Consider the following 18,425-nt stretch of genomic DNA (forward strand, 5'->3'; position numbering starts at 1 on the left):
GTGGCCTTTCTTATTGTTCATCCTGCACATGGACGGCGGGTAAAGGCTACAGCCGATACCCGCGTCTGAACATACAGGTCAGAGCTTCGCCTGACGCACGCTACCACTGCGCGATTTGGCCATTGCCGCAAGGCGGACAGCAACGTTGGCGGCACCATAGCCGACATAGCCATTCTTGCGCTGGATGATTTCGAAGAAGAAACGCTCTTCGAATGCCTCGGTATAGACGTGGAACAGCTCGCCGCCCTGGGCGTCACGGTCATAGAGCACGTTGTAATACGCCAGTTCGCTGAGGAACTCGTCGTCGAAGTCGAAGCGTGCGGCCAGATCGTCGTAGTAGTTGAGCGGAATGTCCAACAGAGGAACGCCTGCTTCCTTGGCCCGCGCCACTTCCTTGAAGATGTCTTCACAGGAAAACGCAATGTGATGCACGCCTGAACCGCGGTAGCTGGAAAGTGCGTGAGCGATGGCGGTGTTGCGGTTCTCGGAGATGTTCAGCGGCAGGCGCACCGAACTGCAGCGGCTACGCAACGCGCGGCTTTTCACCAGGCCGTAGGGGTCGGGCAGAACGACTTCGTCATCGGCCTCGAAGTCCAGAAGGCTCTTGTAGAACAGCACCCAGCTGTCCAGGTTGTCAGCCGGCAGCGCCAGCGCCATGTGGTCGATGCGCTCCAGGCTGCCGGTTTGCACGGCGCTTGGATCGAGCTTGAAGTCGCTGTCGTAAATGCTCTGCCCGGCTTCGGCCTGATCGACCAGATAGATGAGGCTGCCATCGGGGGCACGCATCGCCGGAATTTCCCGCTCGTTCGGCCCGACCAGCCCACGATAAGGATGGCCACGATAATCGCGAGCGCGCTGTAGTGCCGACGCACCGTCCTTGACCTTCAATGCGGTGGCACACAGAGACGGGCCGTGGGCTTCGAAGAATCCATGCGCAAAGGAGTACGGCTCGGCATTGAGGACGATATTGATGTCGCCCTGGCGCAACAGGCTGACGTCCTTGGAGCGGTGCTCGCCGGCCTTGGCGAAGCCCAGCCGCTCGAGCCAGCCCGAAAGCTTGGCACCGGCCGCTTCGTCGACCGCGAACTCGAGGAATTCGACGCCGTGATAGCGACTGGCTGGCGGCGTGGAGAAGAGCATATCGAGGTTCGGTGCCTGCTCGTCTGCGGCCAGCAGTTGACGGGTTTTCTCTTCGAGATAGAGCAGCGAGCGCAAGCCGTCCACGGCGTTAGCGCGCGGCGGCGCGGCGCGGAAACCGTCGTTGAAGATTTCCAGCGACAGCGGGCCGTTGTAGCCGGTGCGAATGATCGGCGCGAGGAAGCCCGGCAGGTCGAATTCGCCCTGGCCAGGGAAGCAACGGAAATGGCGGCTCCACTCCAGCACGTCCATCGCCAGGATCGGCGCATCGGCCATTTGCACGAAAAATATCTTGTCACCCGGAATATCGGCGATCGCCGCTGGATCACCTTTCAGCGACAAGGTGTGAAAGCTGTCGAGGATGACACCGACGGCAGAATGGTCAGCCTGGCGTACCAGGTTCCATACCTGCTGGTAGGTATTAACGTGGCGGCCCCAGGCCAATGCTTCGTAGCCAATACGCAGGCCACGTGCGCCAGCGCGCTCACCCAGTAAGCGCAAGTCGTCGACCAGGATTTCCTCGTCACCGAGCGAATCCGCAGCGACGTTACTGCACACCAGCACCAGGTCGGTGCCGAGCTCCTGCATCAGATCGAACTTGCGCTCGGCGCGGTCAAGATTGCGCTGCAGACGATCACGGCGGCAACCTTCGAAATCGCGAAATGGCTGGAACAACGTGATCGCGATGCCAAGGTCGGCGCACATCTTGCGCACGTCGCGCGGGCTACCCGCGTAGTACAGCAGGTCGTTCTCGAAAATCTCCACACCGTCGAAGCCCGCAGCCGCAACGGCCTCGAGTTTTTCCGGCAGGGTTCCGCTCAGGGAAACAGTGGCAATCGAGCGATGCATACTTCAGCTCCTTGTAAATAACGATCTCTGCGGATCGCGTGGTGGCCTCGGCCAAGCTCCAGCAAGCGTAGTCGACGAGACGTTGTGTACGTCGTTCTACCAGCCGGTAACTCGATTTTTCGGGGGCTGCAGCGATTATTCGCGCGCACACGGGAGGCGGCAATTCAAAGTGTACGAACCAGTTAGTATTCTGTGCGTTTATCGAACATAAGGCCGTTAATCGAATTGACGGCCTTTCTTCATTTGCAACACCATATTTCTCACCGCGGCGCTGTCACATCCAGGCGCAGATCACTCAAGCGGCCGTGCATCACCCATAACAATTTCAATAAGAGTACGACCATGCTCACTTCCCACTCCTTGCGTACCCGCATAACATTCGCACGCTTTTTGGCTGGCACTCGGCCAACAGCAGCTCCCGCGCACGTCCGACCCTGACCAGCGACACTCCGCTCGATAATCCTGACAGCGGGCTGACCAAGCCAATCCAAGGCCGGTCGCCTAAGCCGGTGTTCGATCCGCACTCATCCTGACGGTTCGTTCAGCGCTCTAATAACAACGGAGACAATGATGGCTAAGCCCTCGAGTTCACAAGCCAAGAAAGCTACAGCCAGCGGCTGGGTCGGTTCCGCGCTGGAGTACTACGACTTCTTCATCTACGCCCAGGCGGCAGCTCTGATCTTCCCGCAGATTTTCTTCCCCAACACCGACCCGAAGATGGCCATCGTTGCCTCGCTGGCAACCTACGGCGTGGGTTATCTGGCGCGCCCGGTCGGTGCTTTCGTCCTTGGTCACTGGGGTGACACCCGTGGCCGCAAGAACGTGCTGCTGCTGTGCATGTTCCTGATGGGCATCTCGACCATGGCCGTTGGCCTGCTGCCGACCTATCACGACATCGGCTTCCTGGCTCCGGCCCTGCTGGTGGTGCTGCGCCTGATCCAGGGCTTCGCCGTCGCGGGTGAAATTTCCGGGGCGAGCTCGATGATTCTCGAACATGCGCCATTCGGACGACGAGGTTTCTACGCCAGCTTCACCCTGCAGGGTGTACAGGCTGGACAAGTACTTGCCGCTGCCGTGTTCCTGCCATTGGCGTACTTCATGCCGTCCGAGGCGTTCAACGACTGGGGCTGGCGTATCCCGTTCCTGCTAAGCGCCTTCGTACTGCTGGCGGGTTTCATCATCCGCCGCGAAGTCCATGAGACCCCGGCCTTCGTCAATGAAGAGAACAAGCAGAAGATCGCCAAGTCGCCGATCTCCGAAGCGTTCAGCACCAGCTGGAGAACCATGTTCCTGGTCATGGTGATGGCGTTGATGAACGTGATCCCGGTAGTGGCAACCATCTTTGGTGCGGCTTATGCGGTGCAACCGGCGTATGGAATCGGCTTCGACAAGAGCGTGTATCTGTGGATTCCGGTGGTGGGCAATATCGTCGCGGTGCTGGTGATTCCCTTCGTCGGCAACCTGTCCGACAAGATCGGCCGCCGCCCGACCATGATCACCGGTGCACTGGGTTCCGGCCTGCTGGCCTTCGGTTACCTGTACGCCATCAGCATCAGTAACGTGCCGCTGGCCTTCATCATGTCGCTGCTGATGTGGGGCGTTGTGTACCAGGGCTACAACGCGGTGTTCCCAAGCTTCTACCCGGAGCTGTTCCAAACCCGCTACCGCGTATCGGCTATGGCCATCGCGCAGAACGTCGGCACCATGCTGACGGCTATGCTGCCAGCAGTGTTCGCCCTGCTCGCACCGCCCGGCTCGGACAACATTCCGATGCTGATCGGTGGCCTGGCATTCGGCATCACCTGCCTGTGCGCCATCGCTGCATTCATCGCCCCGGAAACCTACCGGATTCCGATGGCCGACCTGGGCAAGCCAGGCGCCAAGCCGATGGACAAGGAAGAATACGAAGCTGCACGCAAGAACAGCTTCAATAACACCGACCACTGAGTCGATTGCCCCGCGCAAAACAAGAAGGCCCGCAAGGGCCTTCTTCATTTCATGCAGGCCAAAATAGTCTGCGTGCCCTACCCACTCAACGCTTTCTACGCTGCTGGTACGCGGCGGCCAAGCCGCTCAGGCAGATGATGGCGATACCAACCTTGGCACTGGTTTCCGGATCATGACCGAAAATCACCAGGCCAAGCAGGCCAGCAAAGACGATCTGGCAGTAGCCGAACGGTGCCAGCAGTGCCGGGGCGGCGTGACGAAACGCCTTGGTCAGCATCAGATGAGCAAACATGCCGCAAGCACCCAGTGCCAACATAAGTGGCAAATGGCGCCACTCGGGCAGTTGCCAGAAGAATGGCACCAGGCAGCTCATCAGCAAAGTATTGAGCAATCCGGTGAAGAAGTTGCTGGTCGTCGGCGTGTCGTACTGGCTGAGCATGCGCGTCAGCAACTGATAGGCCGCGAAACAGGTCGCGGAACAAAGTGGCAGCAGGATCGCCGGCGTGAACAGTTCGCCGCCTGGATGGACGATGATCAGCACCCCACCGAACCCGACCAGCACGGCAGCCCACTGACCACGGCTGACCCGCTCGTTGAGTAACGGCACCGACAGCGCGGTGACCATCAGCGGAGCGAGAAAGTTGACCGCCGTCGCCTCAGCCAGCGGGATATACAGCAGCCCCGTGGTGAAGAACAGACTGCAGCCCAGCAGACAGATAGCCCGCAGCGCCTGTAGGCCGGGTCGCTTGCTACGCAGCACGCGCAGGCCGGATTGTGGCAGGAAGATGCCGGCCATCAGCAGCGTGTGCACGACATAGCGCGCCCACACCACCATGACCACCGGGTAGATGCCAGACAGGTATTTCGACAGCGCGTCATGGCTGGCGAACAGGAAAGTCGCCAGCACCACCAGGCCGATGCCTTTGAGCGGATGGTTGACGCCTGAAAGCGAACTCGGGGTACTCATGCGGACTCTCGTGATTCAGCAGACATCATCATATTCGGTAGCTGACTAACTATTTAGCCAGTCCTGCACCCGCTCACCGACCTACCTCTGACGCGGTCGATCTCAGTATGGGCTATGGGTGGGATGGCAACCGTGCCAGTAACGCCCGTGTTTTGTCGATAGCCGCCTGCGCCCGCGACTCAGCGCTGACGCCCTGCTCCAGCAAATGCCGCGTGGGGATTTCAAGACTCAATGGAACAGTTGCCGGTAGACAACGCAACAGTCCCGCCAGGTCACAATCTCCGTCACCGGGGAAACGTCGTTCGTTGCGCGCCTGGCGCAGAATCTCCGCCATGTCATCGGGCCGCGGCCCGGCGACGTCGCACAGTTGGGCATAACGAAGACGCGATGGTTCCACCAACAGCAAATCCTCCAGGCGCGAAGCCGAGCGGTCGAAATGAAAGGCGTCGACCAGCACACAGCCATTGTCACGCCCGGCGCGCTGCATGATCCGCACGGCCTGTTGCAGGTTGGCGACGTCCGTCCAGGGCATGAACTCCAGATGAGGGTGCAGACCGTAGGATGCCGCGCGATCGCACAGTTCGGCGAAGTTGTCGGTCAACCGCGCTTCGTCGGGGTCGTTGCCGGCCACCAGCACTTCGCTCGCACCAAATTCACCACCGGCTTCGAGCACCGCCTCGAAATCGCTACAGCGGGTTTGCGGCTTTAACCGCAGGATCTCGATATCCAGCACCTGCACACCGGTATCACGCAGACGCTTGAGTGTCTGCCTGCGTAGCTCGAGGTCGGCGAGCAACGGAAAATGGTGCTCCTCCTCGGTCGCCGGAATCAGCCGCAGCCCGACATGACTGTATCCGGTACGGGCTGCCACCTCGACCATCTCTGGCGGAGACAGCTCCAGAACGGTAAGACTGGCCAGGGAAAAGATGCGCTCGTGGTTGTTCATGGACGTTCTCTCGGCGGCGGCGAACCGCATTGATCTGGAATGCGCTCAGAAGCGCTCGGGCGTGCAGGCACTGGCATCACAAGCGGCCCGGCAGATGGCTTCGTAAAGAGCCAGAGTGCGACCGGCATCGGCGGCACTCACCAGTGGCTGCTCCTCGCCGCGGGCAACGGCAATGAAATGCACGAGTTGTCGGCGCAGCGCCTCATCGACACCGAAGGGCTGCTCCTGCGTTTGCAGCGGCTCGTGCCAGCCAGCGCCCACCGTGCCGTACGACCAATATTTGAGCTGGGGAATGCTCAGTGCACCGCCGGTACCGGCAAGCAGGTAACACGGCTGATCAGGCTGCCTGGGGTACACCGGATTCTCGCCGGCGGTGAGTTCCCAGCTCCAGGGCGCCGCTACCGCATCGGAGCCGGTCAGGCTGCCCAGCGCGCCATTGGCGAAGCGCAGGATCACCGCCGCGCTGTCCTCATTGGCGAAGCCGCGCACCGCACTGCTGGTGATGGCCTGCACCTGCTCCACTTCACCACAGAGGTGGCGCAACAGGTCGAGGTCGTGAATCAGATTGGTCAGCAGCATGCCGGCGCCGGGCTCGCGGCGCCAGGCAACGTCGTAATAACTGTCTGGTTTCTGTAGCTGCCATAGCGCCGTCACCGTGGTCAGCCGCCCCAGAGCGCCGTCCTGCAGCAGTTGGCGGGCTTTGGTGATCAACGGATTGTGGCGACGATGGTGGCCAACCAGCACCGGCACACCACTGTTCTCGACTGCCTCCACCAGCTCGCGCACTTCGGTCAGGCTTACTCCGACCGGTTTCTCCAGCAGTACCGGCAGGCCCGCTTCGATGCAGCGCAAGGCAGTAGACACGTGCGCAGCGTTGGGGTTGGCGACGATCACCGCCTGGGCCAGGCGCCGGTCGAGCAGGGTTTGCAGGTCGCTGAAACAGGGTACGTCGAACTCCTGCGCCAGCTGCGCAGCCTGAGGCCCCGGATCGACGATGGCGCAGAGCGTTGCCTCAGGTAATTGACGCAAATGATGGAGATGTTGCCGGCCCATGATTCCGGCGCCGATCAGGGCGATGCGCAGTGGCGGTTTCAAGACACGAGTCCTTTTCTGATTATTTTGGATAAGCCTATCGCTCACCGAAATAATTTAGAACCCGGTTCCACTATTAATCAACACCCACCTCACTCACGGGGCGTTAATCGAACGCTATCGCTGCATGCTCACACGAACAGCCCCGACGCCTGGCTGGCAGCGCACAGCTCTGCAGCGAACTCGATCAGGCTCGGCGCCAGTTCTTCCATGCGTTCGACCGGCATGCGCGCGCTCGGCCCGGCAATGCTCAGCACGCCGATCACACCGGCATGCTGCGGGTGAGTGATCACCGCCGCCAGCGCACAGGTGCCGAGCGAGGATGTTTCCACCACAGCGGCATAACCCCGTTCACGTGCTTGATGCACATAGCCCAGCAATTGTTCATCGCTATGCGGCGCGTTGGGCCCGAACTCCGCGTCTTCGGCGATCTGCTGTCGCGCCACCAGCGCCAGCGCTTCGACGTCCGTCATGCTGGCCAGCCAGGCGTGGCCAGAAGCGGTATAGCGCAGCGGTGCGTCACGCCCCATGTCCGGGTCATAACGCAAACCAGAGCGAGCGCCCTGGGATTTGGCGATCCAGGTCTGTCGCTCCCCCTCGATCACGCCCAGGCGTACCAGTTCGCCGCTTTCTCGTGCCAGACGATCAAGAAGCGGCTGCACGATGTCCGCACCACTGCTGGCCAGGTAACGAAATCCCAAGGCAACCAATTTGGTCGACAACCTATAACGGCTGCTCTGTGCGTCTTGCCGCACGTACCCGAGGCGCACCAGCTCGGTGAGCATGCGGTGCGTGGCGCTTTTGGGAATCTGCAGTTGCTCGGCCAATGTCTGCATTGGCACGTCGCCGGCGCCCGCCAGTGTTTCCAGCAGGTTCAATGCCCTTTCTATCTGGCTACCGGCCATAGTGGGATCCTTTGATGATTTTGCGCGATTCTAAAAGACATTCCCGTGGATACGGAACCGCTGCGATTCGCAGACCTGAGCCAGCCAAGCCATCGCCAGGCCCAAGGGTTGGCTGTGCCGTGCAACACAGGCCATAATCACGACGCAATATTTGTACTAACTGGTTCGTTCTTGTTCGGTAACCGAACGACAACACCTTTTGTGAATTGAAATAGACGGGATCACCGCACAGTATGCGATCCACGTCTTACGGAGTTTCCGCGCTAAAGTCGGCAACCCTATAAAAAGCACAAACGCTGAACCTATAAATATAAAAAGGTCGCCCTCCATGCCACAGCTCTTCACTGTGTTTGTCCGTGCGCAACAAATGACCCTACGGGCCATCCGCACACTTGCCAACTCGCCTGGCGAAGATTGGTCATCGCTTTCTCCCGCCGCTATCAATCTGCTCATGCCCATCGCACCCTGCCGGCCCGACACCGTGCAGTCGAGGCCTACCGACGCTCGTATCTGATTCAGATACGCCCCCCCAACGTGGGCAGCATGAACTGCTTCTGGAGTGACCTATGACCACATCGAAAAAAGTACCGGTGGGTGAACGCACCTTCTGTGTGCTGCTGGTGATTTTCAGCATCGCCGTGCTGTATCAGGCCTACCTGATTTCCGGTTTTTCCTCGATCAGCTCGCCGGGTGCCTTTCCCCTCGGGGCCGGTGCAGTGCTGCTGATCGCCGCACTACGCGTGCTCTACGAGCTACGTGGCAAACCGACTCAGGGAGAAGGCTGGGCGGCGTCGGCGAAACGCTTCAGCCACGAACATTTCCCGCGACACATCGTCGTCTTCACCCTGCTTTCGGTGCTTTATCTGGCCGCAATCCAGTGGGCAAGCTTCTACATCAGCACCTTCGTATTTCTGATGCTCTGCATCGTTTATCTGCGGCGTGGCAAGGTGCTCTCGGCGCTACTGGCCAGTAGCATCTCGGTGTTGGCCATCTACCTCCTGTTCACCCTGGCGTTCAGCGTCTACCTGCCCTGAGATAAGACTTCCATGAGCGATACTTTTTCTTACCTGTTGATGGCCTGGATGGACCCCAACCTCCTGATGCTGACGGCCCTCGGTACCTTCGCCGGCATCTACATCGGCGCCATTCCCGGTCTGTCGGTAACCATGGCGGTCTCTATCCTGGTGTCCTTCACCTTCTCATGGGATGTGAATGACGCTTTGGCGCTGATCGTCGGCATTTTCATCGGTGGCGTTTATGGCGGCTCACGTAGCGCTATCCTATTGAACATTCCTGGCGAGCCTTCATCCGTGGCAACCTCCTTCGACGGCTACCCATTGGCCAAGCGAGGTGAAGCCGGGCGCGCCATTGGCCTGAGCACCGTGATGTCGGTGATCGGCGGGATTGCCGGCACCGTGGTACTGGCCTGTGCGGCACCGGTTCTCGGTGAACTGGCACTAAAATTCGCCCCACGCGACTACTTCCTGATCGCGGCCATCGGCCTGATGCTGGTTGGCAGCTTGGCCGAAGGCAGTCTGGCCAAAGGCATCTTCGCGGTTGCCCTGGGCGCGATCATCGGCATGGTCGGTATGGATCCGGTCACCGCTCAGGGACGCTTCACCATGGGTCAGATAGATCTGATGGGCGGCATCCACTACGTGGTAGTGATGATTGGCCTGTTTGGTGTAGCCGAGGCGCTCTATCAACTGCACAACCTTAACACCGCAGTGGTCAAGCAGAACGTCAGCAAGATCATTCCGCCGATCGCGATGATCCTCAAGTTTCTGCCGCTGTCGCTACGCACCTCGGCCATCGGTGTAATGGTAGGGGCATTGCCTGGTGTAGGTGGCGATATTGCCGCATTGATGGCTTACGACCACGCCAAGCGTACCGTGAAGAATCCAGAAACCCCTTTTGGCGAAGGCGCCTACGAAGGTCTAGTCGCTGCGGAAACCGCAAACAGCGCAGCAGTAGGCAGCGCCTACGTACCGATGCTGACGCTGGGTATGCCGGGTGATGCGGTAACCGCGGTGATCATCGGTGCGCTGGTTATCCACGGCCTCAACCCCGGCCCGATGCTGATGGTGGAAAACCCGCACATTTTCTGGTTCACCGTCGGCAACCTGGCGCTGGCCAATATCTTCCTGCTGATTTTCGGCATGATGGGCATCAAGCTGTTCGCCAAAGTCGTCGAACTGCCCAAAGCCGTGCTGATTCCATTGATTCTGGTGCTCTGCACCGTCGGCTCCTACTCGCTGAACAGCAGCATGACCGAGGTCTATTGGATGTTCGGTTTCGGCGTACTCGGCTACTTCCTCAAAGCGTTTGGTTTCCAGATGGGGCCAATCATCCTCGGCGTCATTCTCGGCCCCCTGATGGATACCTCTTACCGCCAAGCTATGGCTTCGGTAGGCGACAATCCGCAAGAGCTGCTCATGGAGATGGTCAGCAGCCCGGTTTCACTGATTCTCAGCGCTGCCCTGCTGCTGGTGCTACTCAGCAACACCCCATTGCTCGGCTGGCTCAAACGCAAACGCAAGGCCGCATCGGTTCAACCCTGATACACCGCGTCACGCATGCCCGGAAACGGATATATAAAAACAACCAATGGAGAGTCTCCAACATGCTTAAGCAACTACTTACTGGCGTCGCATTTTCCCTTAGCGCCCTGACGCTTGCCCTGCCCGCCTATGCCGATTACCCGGAGCGCAGCATTCAGGCAGTGATTCCCTGGGGTGCTGGCGGCGCCACGGACAACGTGATGCGTAGCCTCTCACCCTACGTGGAGAAAGAGCTGGGTACCAAGCTGATTCTCAACAACCGCCCTGGCGGCACCGCAGTAATTGGCAGCAGCTATGTGCTGCAGCAAAAACCTACCGGCTACACCCTGCTGCTGGGCGCCGAAAACCCACAGCTGTATCCGGTGCTTGGCCTGGCCAAGTTCGACTACAGCGACTTCTACCCGGTCAACATCATTGGCCAGAACGTCGTGGTGATCGCTACCAACGCCGACAGCCCGTTCAACTCCATGGCCGACCTGCTGGCTGCGGCCAAGGAAAAGCCAGACACTCTGCGCATGGGCTCCACCGGCGCCGGCGGCCTGCCAAGCACCGTTCACGCCATGGTCAATGCCGTTGGCGAACTGAAAGTGCGTGAAGTGACCTTCGGTGGCGATGGCCCCGGCATTACCGCATTGATGGGCAAACACATCGACTTCATGCCGCTGAGTCTGGCTGCGGCACAGGAGCTGGTACGTTCCGGCAAACTCAAGGCACTGGCTGTACTGGCTGCCGAAGAGGTGCCTGAGCTGCCTGGCGTCGAGCCGATCACCAAAGCCCTGCCAGAGATTGGTGAGTACCTGCCGTGGGGCCCGTTCTGGGGCGCCTTCGTGCACAAGGACACACCGGATGACATCAAGCAGAAACTGGTCGAAGCCTACGGCAAAGCCGTTGCCAATGAAGAGTTCCAGGGCTTCCTGAAGAACTACGGCGCACAAAGCCTGAACCTCAACGGCGCCGAAGCCGAGCAGTTCCTCAAGCGCTGGCAGTCGGTTACCGCCTGGTCGATGTACAAGGCCAAGGCTATCGAGATCTCGCCAGATAGCGTTGGCATCCCGAAACCCTAAGCAGTTCGACCGGGCGGTCTACACGCCGCCCGGTCACTCTAACGCTGTACGCGAAAGACCTTGGGTGCAACGCCCGTTTCGCGTTTGAAGAACCTGGAAAAGTACGCCGGCTCGGAAAAGCCCAGGCTGTCAGACACCTGATGGACGTTCATATTGGTGTACACCAGGCAGCGCTTGGCCTCCAGCACCAGCCGCTGATTGATCATCTGCAATGCGGACTGCCCCGCCAAACGTCGACACAGCGCATTGAGATGCGCCGCGCTGATGCCCAATGCCTGGGCATATCGCTCGATCGACCAATGCTGACGCAGCTGCGCCTCGAGTAACGTGGTGAAAGCGTCGACATGCTCTCGCCCCCGATCGCGCTCCGGGCTCTGGGGTTTGGCCATGGCCAGCCAGCGGCGATGCAGCGCCACCAGCAGCAAGGTGATCAAAGCCTGCAGTCGCAGATCCCGCCCTGCAGCATGAAGTGCGTACTCCTCGGCGATCGCCTCGAACATGCCATGCAGCTCATCCACCCCATCGTTCAGCGCGTAGCACACGGAACGCTTCATCAGCTGACTGTCCAGCCCCAGGCTTATCTGCTCAACCAGCGGCTGAGCCAGGCTCAGCACATAGCCCTGGGTATCCTGGGAGAAACGAAAGCCATGGACGCTCAGGGCAGGCACCAACAGCAACGTTGGCGTGGCCACCCGGTGAATGCTGCCCTCCACTTCCAGTTCCGCGCAGCCCGCCTGAATGAACAGCAGCTGAACCAGATCGCCATGCCGGTGGGGCTTGATTTCCCAGCCGTGCAAACGACTGCGCTCGGGAATCGACTCGCAGTGAATCAAGTCCGGGGTCGGCCAGGCAGTGGTTTCCCCGTACAGCTTGAATATCGGCACCTGTACCTCGGAACGCTTCAGCATGCGGCCTCCTTCAACCACGAAAAATCCATGAATTCACTCCGATAGTGCCTTCAAAGCCTGCTGCTATCTACCAAAAATACAAACGTGCCCAAGCCTGGTTTCGTATCGACGAAACCAGGTCGGCAGGCGCCGAGCCACAGGAGAACAATAATGAAAACACAAGTCGCCATTATCGGCGCCGGTCCCTCAGGGCTGCTGTTGGGCCAACTGCTGAGCAATGCTGGTATAGACAATCTGATCGTCGAACGGCAAAGCCCCGACTACGTACTAGGGCGCATCCGAGCAGGAGTGCTGGAACAGGGCATGGTCGACCTGCTGCGCGAAGCCGGAGTTGCCGAACGTCTGGATCGCGAGGGCCTGGTACACGATGGCTTCGAGCTCGCCTTCAACGGCCGCTGCGAACACATCGACCTCAAGGGGCTGACCGGTGGCAAGAGCGTCACGGTCTACGGCCAGACCGAAGTGACCCGCGACCTGATGCAGGCCAGGCAAGCCAACGGCGCCGTTACCCTTTACGAGGTCGGCGACGTCGAGCCCAAGGATATGGACACCGATCAGCCTTACCTGACCTTCACACACCAGGGTCAGCCTGTGCGCCTGGACTGCGATTACATCGCCGGCTGCGACGGCTTCCACGGTGTATCCCGGCAATCCATTCCGGCGCATAAGCTAAAGGAGTTCGAGCGGGTCTATCCCTTCGGCTGGCTCGGCATTCTGGCTGACACACCGCCGGTCAATGACGAACTGATCTACGCCAATCACCCCCGCGGGTTTGCCCTGTGCAGCATGCGCTCTGCCACCCGCACCCGTTATTACCTCCAGGTAGGGGCCGACGAGCGAGTCGAGGACTGGTCAGACCAACGTTTCTGGGACGAACTGAAAACCCGCCTGCCCGAGGCCGTCGCACAGCGCCTGGTAACCGGCCCGTCGATCGAGAAAAGCATCGCGCCGCTGCGCAGCTTCGTGGTCGAGCCCATGCAATACGGACGCCTGTTTCTGCTTGGCGACGCCGCCCACATCGTGCCGCCCACCGGTGCCAAAGGCCTGAACCTGGCCGCCAGTGACGTCAACACGCTGTATCGCATTCTGCTCAAGGTCTATCGCGAGGATCGCCCGGAGGCCATCGAGCAATACTCGGCAATTTGCCTACGGCGCATCTGGAAGGCCGAACGCTTCTCCTGGTGGATGACCTCGATGCTGCATCGTTTCCCCGATACCGATGATTTCAGCCGGCGAATGCAGGAAACCGAGCTCGACTACTTTGTTTCTTCGGAAGCGGGCCGCCGAACCATTGCCGAGAACTACGTCGGCCTGCCGTATGAAGACGTGAGCTAGACGGGCACCGCCTGCTTTTCACCGCGACGTTTGCCCTTGCATGCAATTCGTTCGTTAATCGCCCATTAAGACGATTAGCGAATTGAACCAAAACGTTCGACCTCGCAACATGGCGGCAGCGAGCCATGGAGGACGGGATCGAGCGGGCTGAGAGGCCACCCAAGCGTTACCCAGTTGCCACCCATCAAAAATAAGAAAAGGAATACGCAATGCTCAAGCTTTCAAAAGCTCTCATGACTCTATTGGCCGCCAGCGCGATCAGCTTCCAGGTACACGCAGACGAAGCCGAAGTAACGCTCAAGATTCATCACTTCCTGCCTGCTCATTCGGTGACCCAGGCCGACTTCCTCAAACCCTGGGCCGAGAAAGTTACCCAGGAATCCAACGGCCGCATCCAATTTCAGTTCTATCCGTCCATGCAACTGGGCGGCACTCCGCCGCAGCTGTTCGACCAGGCCCGCGATGGCGTCGCCGATATCGTCTGGACCCTGCCAGGCTACACCAGCGGCCGCTTCCCCCTGGCGTCGGCCTTCGAACTGCCGTTCATGAGCCGCTCCTCCGAAGCCAGCAGCCAAGCTATGTGGGACTTCCTCGAAGCTCACGGGCAAAAGGAGTTCACCGGTGTCCACCTGCTGGCAACGCACCTGACCGATGGTGCCCTGCTGCACACCGTGAAAAAGCCGATCCGCACCCTGGCGGACTTCCGTGGCCTGAAACTGCGCTCGGCCAACCGCGTGTCGACCAAACTGATCTCGATGCTCGGCGCTACACCCGTCGCCATGCCGGTGCCACAAGTACCGGAGGCCCTGTCCAAAGGTGTGGTCGATGGTGCGGTACTGCCTTGGGATGTGGTGCCGGCACTGAAGCTGCATGAGCTGGTCAAATACCACACCGAAATGGCGCCCGGCCAGCCGGCGCTGATGCACACCGCCCTGATACTGGCGATGAACCCCGCCAAGTACGCCAGCCTGCCCGATGACCTGCGCCAGATCATCGACAACAACAGCGGCCGCGAGTTGTCGCGCCAAGCCGGCCACATCTGGGACACCAACGTGATTGCCACCGGCCACGAGTTGGCCGAGTCGCGCGGCAACGAGATCTACGTACTGCCCGCCGAGGAACAGGCCAAGTGGGTCGCCATCGGTAGCAAGCTGGATCAGGACTGGATCAAGGAAGTGGAAAGCAAGGGCAACGAGAACGGTGCAGCGCTGCTGCAAGAAGTCCGCGAACGGGTAGAGAGCTACAACGCCAAATTGGCCAATTGAGTCCATCCCGTCGTTGTCTTGGCCGGTGCAGGCGCACCGGCCCTTGCGGAGTTTCCTCATGATCGAAAACCATGCGTCCCCGGAGCAGGCTCATCGCACTCGGCCGCTAGGCCAACTGCTGGATACACTGACCCGACTCCTGGCGTTGGCAGGTGGTCTGGTACTGGTGGCCATCACCCTGCTATCGGCCTACAGCATCACCATGCGCAGCTTGTTCGATACGCCATTGCTCGGCGACGTGGAACTGGTACAGATGGGCTGCGGCATTGCCGTGGTCAGTTTCCTGCCGCTCTGTCAGTTACGTCGGGCCAATGTCATTGTCGACGCCTTCACCCTGAAATCATCCCCTGCCGTACGCCGCGTCCTGGACACCCTGGGCTGCCTGTTGATGGCTGCCTGCGCAACCGTGCTCGCCTGGCGCTCGCTGGTCGGCACGCTCGATACATACAGCAACGGCGAAGAGTCGATCATCATGGGCATCCCTATGTGGTGGTCGATGACCCCATTCGCACCGGCCTTTACCTTGCTGGCGATTGTCTCGTTGTATACCGCCTGGCTGGACTTCCACGGTGAAGGGGATCCGTCATGAGCAGCGTTGCACTGGGCGGGATTTTCCTGATTTTTCTCCTGATCCTGCTGGCCATACGCATACCGATCGCCATCGCCATGATGCTTACCGGCATCGCCGGTTACATCTCGATCAGCGGCCTGGATCCGCTACTCAACTACCTGAAGACCGTCGCCTATGCGCGCTACACGGTCTATGACCTGTCGGTGATTCCGCTATTTTTGCTAATGGGGCAGTTCGCCTCACGCGGTGGCCTGGCCACTGGCCTGTTTCGTGCGGCGGCGGCCATGGTTGGTCACTGGCGGGGTGGCCTGGCGATTTCCGCTATCGGCTCCTGCGCCGGGTTTGGCGCGGTATGTGGCTCCTCCGTCGCCACCGCGGCGACCATGGGCCAAGTGGCACTGCCGGAACTGCGCCGCTACAAGTACTCCAACTCGCTGGCTGTGGGTTGCCTGGCTGCTGGTGGCACCCTGGGTATTCTGATTCCGCCCTCCGTGGTGTTGGTTATCTATGCCATCCTGGCCCAGCAGAATATCTCCACGCTGTTCATGGCCGCCTTTGTCCCCGGCATTCTCGCCGTCATCGGCTACATGATCGCCATCGCTATCTACGTGCGCCTATACCCCGATTCTGGCCCGGCGCAAGAACGTGCGACGTGGAAGCAACGGCTGGTCGCGCAGAAAGGCGTGTGGCCCGTACTGCTGATCTTCCTGGTGGTACTCGGTGGTATCTATGGTGGCTGGTTCACCCCCACCGAAGCCGCGGCAATTGGCACCGTAGGCACTGGTTTCTTCGCTTTCACCCTGGGCAAGATGAAGCTCGGTGAGTTCAAGGAGGTGTTACTCGGCACCGCTATCACCACCGCCATGATTTTCATGATCCTGCTCGGTGCTGACGTGATGAATGCCTTCCTGGCGCTTTCACAATTGCCCAACGCGGTCGCCGAACTGATTTCTGGCGCAGGCCTGCCACCGTTCCTGGTGCTGGCCGGGATCCTGATCCTGTACCTGATTCTCGGCTGCGTGATGGACACCATGTCGATGATCCTGCTGACCATTCCGATCTTCTTCCCAGTCATCATGGGGCTGGATTTCTATGGTCTGGACGCGACGGAAAAGGCCATCTGGTTCGGCATCCTCGCCCTGATGGTGGTGGAAATCGGCATGGTCACCCCGCCATTGGGCATGAACGTCTACGTGATCGCCAGCATGGCTCGCGACATTCCCATGCGTGATGCGTTCATGGGCATCGTGCCGTTCCTGATTTCGGACATCCTGCGCGTCATCATTCTCGTGCTGTTTCCGTCAATAACCCTGTGCCTGGTTCGCTGGCTGACTTGACGAAACTATTTCTCTCCACCCCACCGTGGGAGCGGTGGGTAACGTTCACAACACCAAAGGAAAACAACAATGAAAATCATCGCCGCACTACCACCTAGCCTCATCGCACTGGCTATCGCAGCAAGCGCCCTGCCAATGGCCGCCCAGGCCGAAGGCTTCGTTGAAGATGCCAAGGTCACCCTCGGCCTGCGCAACTACTACTTCAACCGCGACTATCTGAACGGCACCGATCCGGTGATCCGCGGCGAGCGTCAAGGCCAGGCCGAAGGCTGGACCCAGAGCTTCATTCTCGATGCCCGCTCCGGCTACACCGCCGGCACCATCGGCGTTGGTCTCGACGTGCTGGGCCTGTACAGCATCAAGCTGGACGGCAACCGCGGCGCCGCCAACACCCAACTGATGCCGATCCACGGTGATGGCCAGGCCGCTGACAACTTCGGCCGCACCGCCGTTGCTGCCAAGGCCAAGCTCTCCAAGACCGAACTGAAAGTCGGTGAGTGGTTCGCCGTACTGCCAATTCTGCGTGCGGACGATGGTCGTTCCCTGCCGCAGACCTTCCAGGGTGCGCAACTCACCTCCAGCGAAATCGACGGCCTGACCCTGTATGGCGGTCAGTTCTGGAAGAACAGCCAGCGTAACGACGCCAGCCGTGAGGACATCTCCTACAACGGTATCGCCGGCGATGATTTCAACTTCGGTGGTGGTGAATTCAAATTCAACGGCAACAACACCATGGTCGGCGTCTGGCACGCACGACTGGAAGACATCTACCAACAAAGCTACCTGCAACTGACCCACAGCCAACCGGTGGGTGACTGGGTACTGGGCGCCAACCTCGGTTATGTAGATGGCAAGGACGAAGGCGCTGCCAAAGCAGGCAAGCTGGACAACAAGGTCTATCAGGGCAGCTTCTCCGCCAAGACCGGCAGCAACACCTTCACCGTGGCGTACCAGAAGCTCAACGGTTCCACCAAGTTCATGCGCGTCGACGGCGCCAGCGGCGGCACCCTGGTCAACGACGGCTTCACCAACAGCTACGACGCGCCGAACGAGCGCTCCTGGCAGGTGCGTCATGACTTCAACTTCGCCGGTGTCGGCGTTCCGGGCCTGACCCTGATGAACCGCTACGTCAGCGGCGACAGCATCCACGCAGCCGATGGCCGCAAGGATGGCGAAGAGTGGGGCCGCGAATCCGAACTGGCCTACACCGTCCAGGACGGCACCCTGAAGAACCTCAGCGTGCGCTGGCGTAACTCCGACGTCCGTCGTGACGTTGGCCAGGATCTTCACGAAAACCGCCTGATCTTCAACTACCCGCTGTCGATCCTGTAAGGCTTACACCGCATCGCTTTACTCCAGTGTCATGGCATATTTGGCCCGTCCTCGTGACGGGCTTTTTTATGCGCAGGCGCACACGGCGTCAGCAGTCACTGCTCGACTGTTCCTGCAAAGGAAACAAAGGCGACGGACACACGAAAACGCCACTGCGGCATGTACCGAGCGTCGAAGAAAATATTCAAAAGATAGACGACCTGAGCAGG

The 18,425-nt window shown here is 60.0% G+C and carries 15 protein-coding genes; 9 read left to right on the top strand and 6 right to left on the bottom strand.

The features are described 5' to 3' along the window. Positions 1–78 precede the first annotated feature (78 nt). Positions 79–1,986 (bottom strand): 3-dehydroshikimate dehydratase QuiC, encoded by a 1,908-nt coding sequence (quiC, locus tag ACZ0AI_RS07560; protein ID WP_463565214.1) that lies wholly within the window; start codon positions 1,984–1,986, stop codon positions 79–81. Between the two features lie 570 nt (positions 1,987–2,556). Here quiC and ACZ0AI_RS07565 point away from each other — a divergent pair. Beyond that, a complete protein-coding gene (locus tag ACZ0AI_RS07565) occupies positions 2,557–3,933 on the top strand; it encodes an MFS transporter (RefSeq protein ID WP_463565215.1) in 1,377 nt (458 codons plus the stop codon). A gap of 85 nt (positions 3,934–4,018) precedes the next feature. Here the strand turns inward: ACZ0AI_RS07565 and ACZ0AI_RS07570 are convergent, their stop codons facing one another. From ACZ0AI_RS07570 to ACZ0AI_RS07585, 4 genes are all read right to left on the bottom strand, one after another. Continuing rightward, positions 4,019–4,900 carry a DMT family transporter gene (locus ACZ0AI_RS07570; RefSeq protein WP_463565216.1) on the bottom strand — a complete coding sequence of 294 codons (882 nt, stop codon included), beginning with the start codon at positions 4,898–4,900 and terminating at the stop codon, positions 4,019–4,021. Between the two features lie 112 nt (positions 4,901–5,012). Further along, positions 5,013–5,846, bottom strand: coding sequence for a sugar phosphate isomerase/epimerase family protein (locus ACZ0AI_RS07575; RefSeq protein ID WP_463565217.1), 834 nt, complete (start codon positions 5,844–5,846; stop codon positions 5,013–5,015). A 45-nt stretch (positions 5,847–5,891) separates the two neighbouring features. Then, positions 5,892–6,941 carry a Gfo/Idh/MocA family protein gene (locus ACZ0AI_RS07580; protein ID WP_463565218.1) on the bottom strand — a complete coding sequence of 350 codons (1,050 nt, stop codon included), beginning with the start codon at positions 6,939–6,941 and terminating at the stop codon, positions 5,892–5,894. Positions 6,942–7,069: 128 nt separating this feature from the next. Then, positions 7,070–7,843, bottom strand: a complete 774-nt coding sequence (locus ACZ0AI_RS07585) for an IclR family transcriptional regulator (RefSeq protein ID WP_463565219.1) — start codon at positions 7,841–7,843, stop codon at positions 7,070–7,072. A 566-nt stretch (positions 7,844–8,409) separates the two neighbouring features. Here ACZ0AI_RS07585 and ACZ0AI_RS07590 point away from each other — a divergent pair. From ACZ0AI_RS07590 to ACZ0AI_RS07600, 3 genes are all read left to right on the top strand, one after another. Further along, entirely contained in the window at positions 8,410–8,877 is a 468-nt protein-coding gene (locus ACZ0AI_RS07590) for a tripartite tricarboxylate transporter TctB family protein (RefSeq protein WP_463565220.1), read from the top strand. A 12-nt stretch (positions 8,878–8,889) separates the two neighbouring features. After that, the gene (locus tag ACZ0AI_RS07595) at positions 8,890–10,404 is read left to right on the top strand and encodes a tripartite tricarboxylate transporter permease (protein ID WP_463565221.1); all 1,515 of its coding nucleotides are present in this window, start codon (positions 8,890–8,892) and stop codon (positions 10,402–10,404) included. Positions 10,405–10,466: 62 nt separating this feature from the next. Continuing rightward, positions 10,467–11,468 carry a tripartite tricarboxylate transporter substrate binding protein gene (locus ACZ0AI_RS07600; protein ID WP_463565222.1) on the top strand — a complete coding sequence of 334 codons (1,002 nt, stop codon included), beginning with the start codon at positions 10,467–10,469 and terminating at the stop codon, positions 11,466–11,468. Positions 11,469–11,506: 38 nt separating this feature from the next. On the opposite strand, the gene ACZ0AI_RS07605 is transcribed toward ACZ0AI_RS07600, so the two are convergent. Continuing rightward, positions 11,507–12,376, bottom strand: coding sequence for a helix-turn-helix domain-containing protein (locus tag ACZ0AI_RS07605; protein ID WP_463565223.1), 870 nt, complete (start codon positions 12,374–12,376; stop codon positions 11,507–11,509). Between the two features lie 150 nt (positions 12,377–12,526). Here ACZ0AI_RS07605 and pobA point away from each other — a divergent pair, with 150 nt between their 5' ends. The 5 genes from pobA (at position 12,527) to ACZ0AI_RS07630 (ending at position 18,216) form a co-directional block, all read left to right on the top strand. After that, positions 12,527–13,711 (top strand): 4-hydroxybenzoate 3-monooxygenase, encoded by a 1,185-nt coding sequence (pobA, locus tag ACZ0AI_RS07610; protein WP_463565224.1) that lies wholly within the window; start codon positions 12,527–12,529, stop codon positions 13,709–13,711. A 209-nt stretch (positions 13,712–13,920) separates the two neighbouring features. Continuing rightward, complete coding sequence (locus ACZ0AI_RS07615) at positions 13,921–14,976, top strand: TRAP transporter substrate-binding protein (RefSeq protein ID WP_463565225.1); 1,056 nt, start codon at positions 13,921–13,923, stop codon at positions 14,974–14,976. Positions 14,977–15,034: 58 nt separating this feature from the next. Then, entirely contained in the window at positions 15,035–15,565 is a 531-nt protein-coding gene (locus tag ACZ0AI_RS07620) for a TRAP transporter small permease (RefSeq protein ID WP_463565226.1), read from the top strand. Then, positions 15,562–16,884, top strand: a complete 1,323-nt coding sequence (locus tag ACZ0AI_RS07625; RefSeq protein ID WP_463565227.1) for a TRAP transporter large permease — start codon at positions 15,562–15,564, stop codon at positions 16,882–16,884. Before ACZ0AI_RS07620 ends, ACZ0AI_RS07625 begins: the two co-directional genes overlap by 4 nt. A gap of 69 nt (positions 16,885–16,953) precedes the next feature. Further along, positions 16,954–18,216 (top strand): OprD family porin, encoded by a 1,263-nt coding sequence (locus tag ACZ0AI_RS07630; RefSeq protein ID WP_463565228.1) that lies wholly within the window; start codon positions 16,954–16,956, stop codon positions 18,214–18,216. The last annotated feature ends 209 nt before the right edge of the window (positions 18,217–18,425 follow it).

The organism is Pseudomonas sp. AC355 (assembly GCF_979258205.1).

Excerpts from the sequence above, each read along its gene's own strand:
- ACZ0AI_RS07565 (WP_463565215.1), top strand. The coding sequence starts at position 2,557 with ATGGCTAAGCCCTCGAGTTCACAAGCCAAGAAAGCTACAGCCAGCGGC.
- ACZ0AI_RS07585 (WP_463565219.1), bottom strand. The coding sequence starts at position 7,843 with ATGGCCGGTAGCCAGATAGAAAGGGCATTGAACCTGCTGGAAACACTG.
- ACZ0AI_RS07595 (WP_463565221.1), top strand. The coding sequence starts at position 8,890 with ATGAGCGATACTTTTTCTTACCTGTTGATGGCCTGGATGGACCCCAAC.
- quiC (WP_463565214.1), bottom strand. The coding sequence starts at position 1,986 with ATGCATCGCTCGATTGCCACTGTTTCCCTGAGCGGAACCCTGCCGGAA.
- ACZ0AI_RS07575 (WP_463565217.1), bottom strand. The coding sequence starts at position 5,846 with ATGAACAACCACGAGCGCATCTTTTCCCTGGCCAGTCTTACCGTTCTG.
- ACZ0AI_RS07570 (WP_463565216.1), bottom strand. The coding sequence starts at position 4,900 with ATGAGTACCCCGAGTTCGCTTTCAGGCGTCAACCATCCGCTCAAAGGC.
- ACZ0AI_RS07625 (WP_463565227.1), top strand. The coding sequence starts at position 15,562 with ATGAGCAGCGTTGCACTGGGCGGGATTTTCCTGATTTTTCTCCTGATC.
- ACZ0AI_RS07605 (WP_463565223.1), bottom strand. The coding sequence starts at position 12,376 with ATGCTGAAGCGTTCCGAGGTACAGGTGCCGATATTCAAGCTGTACGGG.
- pobA (WP_463565224.1), top strand. The coding sequence starts at position 12,527 with ATGAAAACACAAGTCGCCATTATCGGCGCCGGTCCCTCAGGGCTGCTG.
- ACZ0AI_RS07600 (WP_463565222.1), top strand. The coding sequence starts at position 10,467 with ATGCTTAAGCAACTACTTACTGGCGTCGCATTTTCCCTTAGCGCCCTG.
- ACZ0AI_RS07630 (WP_463565228.1), top strand. The coding sequence starts at position 16,954 with ATGAAAATCATCGCCGCACTACCACCTAGCCTCATCGCACTGGCTATC.
- ACZ0AI_RS07615 (WP_463565225.1), top strand. The coding sequence starts at position 13,921 with ATGCTCAAGCTTTCAAAAGCTCTCATGACTCTATTGGCCGCCAGCGCG.
- ACZ0AI_RS07590 (WP_463565220.1), top strand. The coding sequence starts at position 8,410 with ATGACCACATCGAAAAAAGTACCGGTGGGTGAACGCACCTTCTGTGTG.
- ACZ0AI_RS07620 (WP_463565226.1), top strand. The coding sequence starts at position 15,035 with ATGATCGAAAACCATGCGTCCCCGGAGCAGGCTCATCGCACTCGGCCG.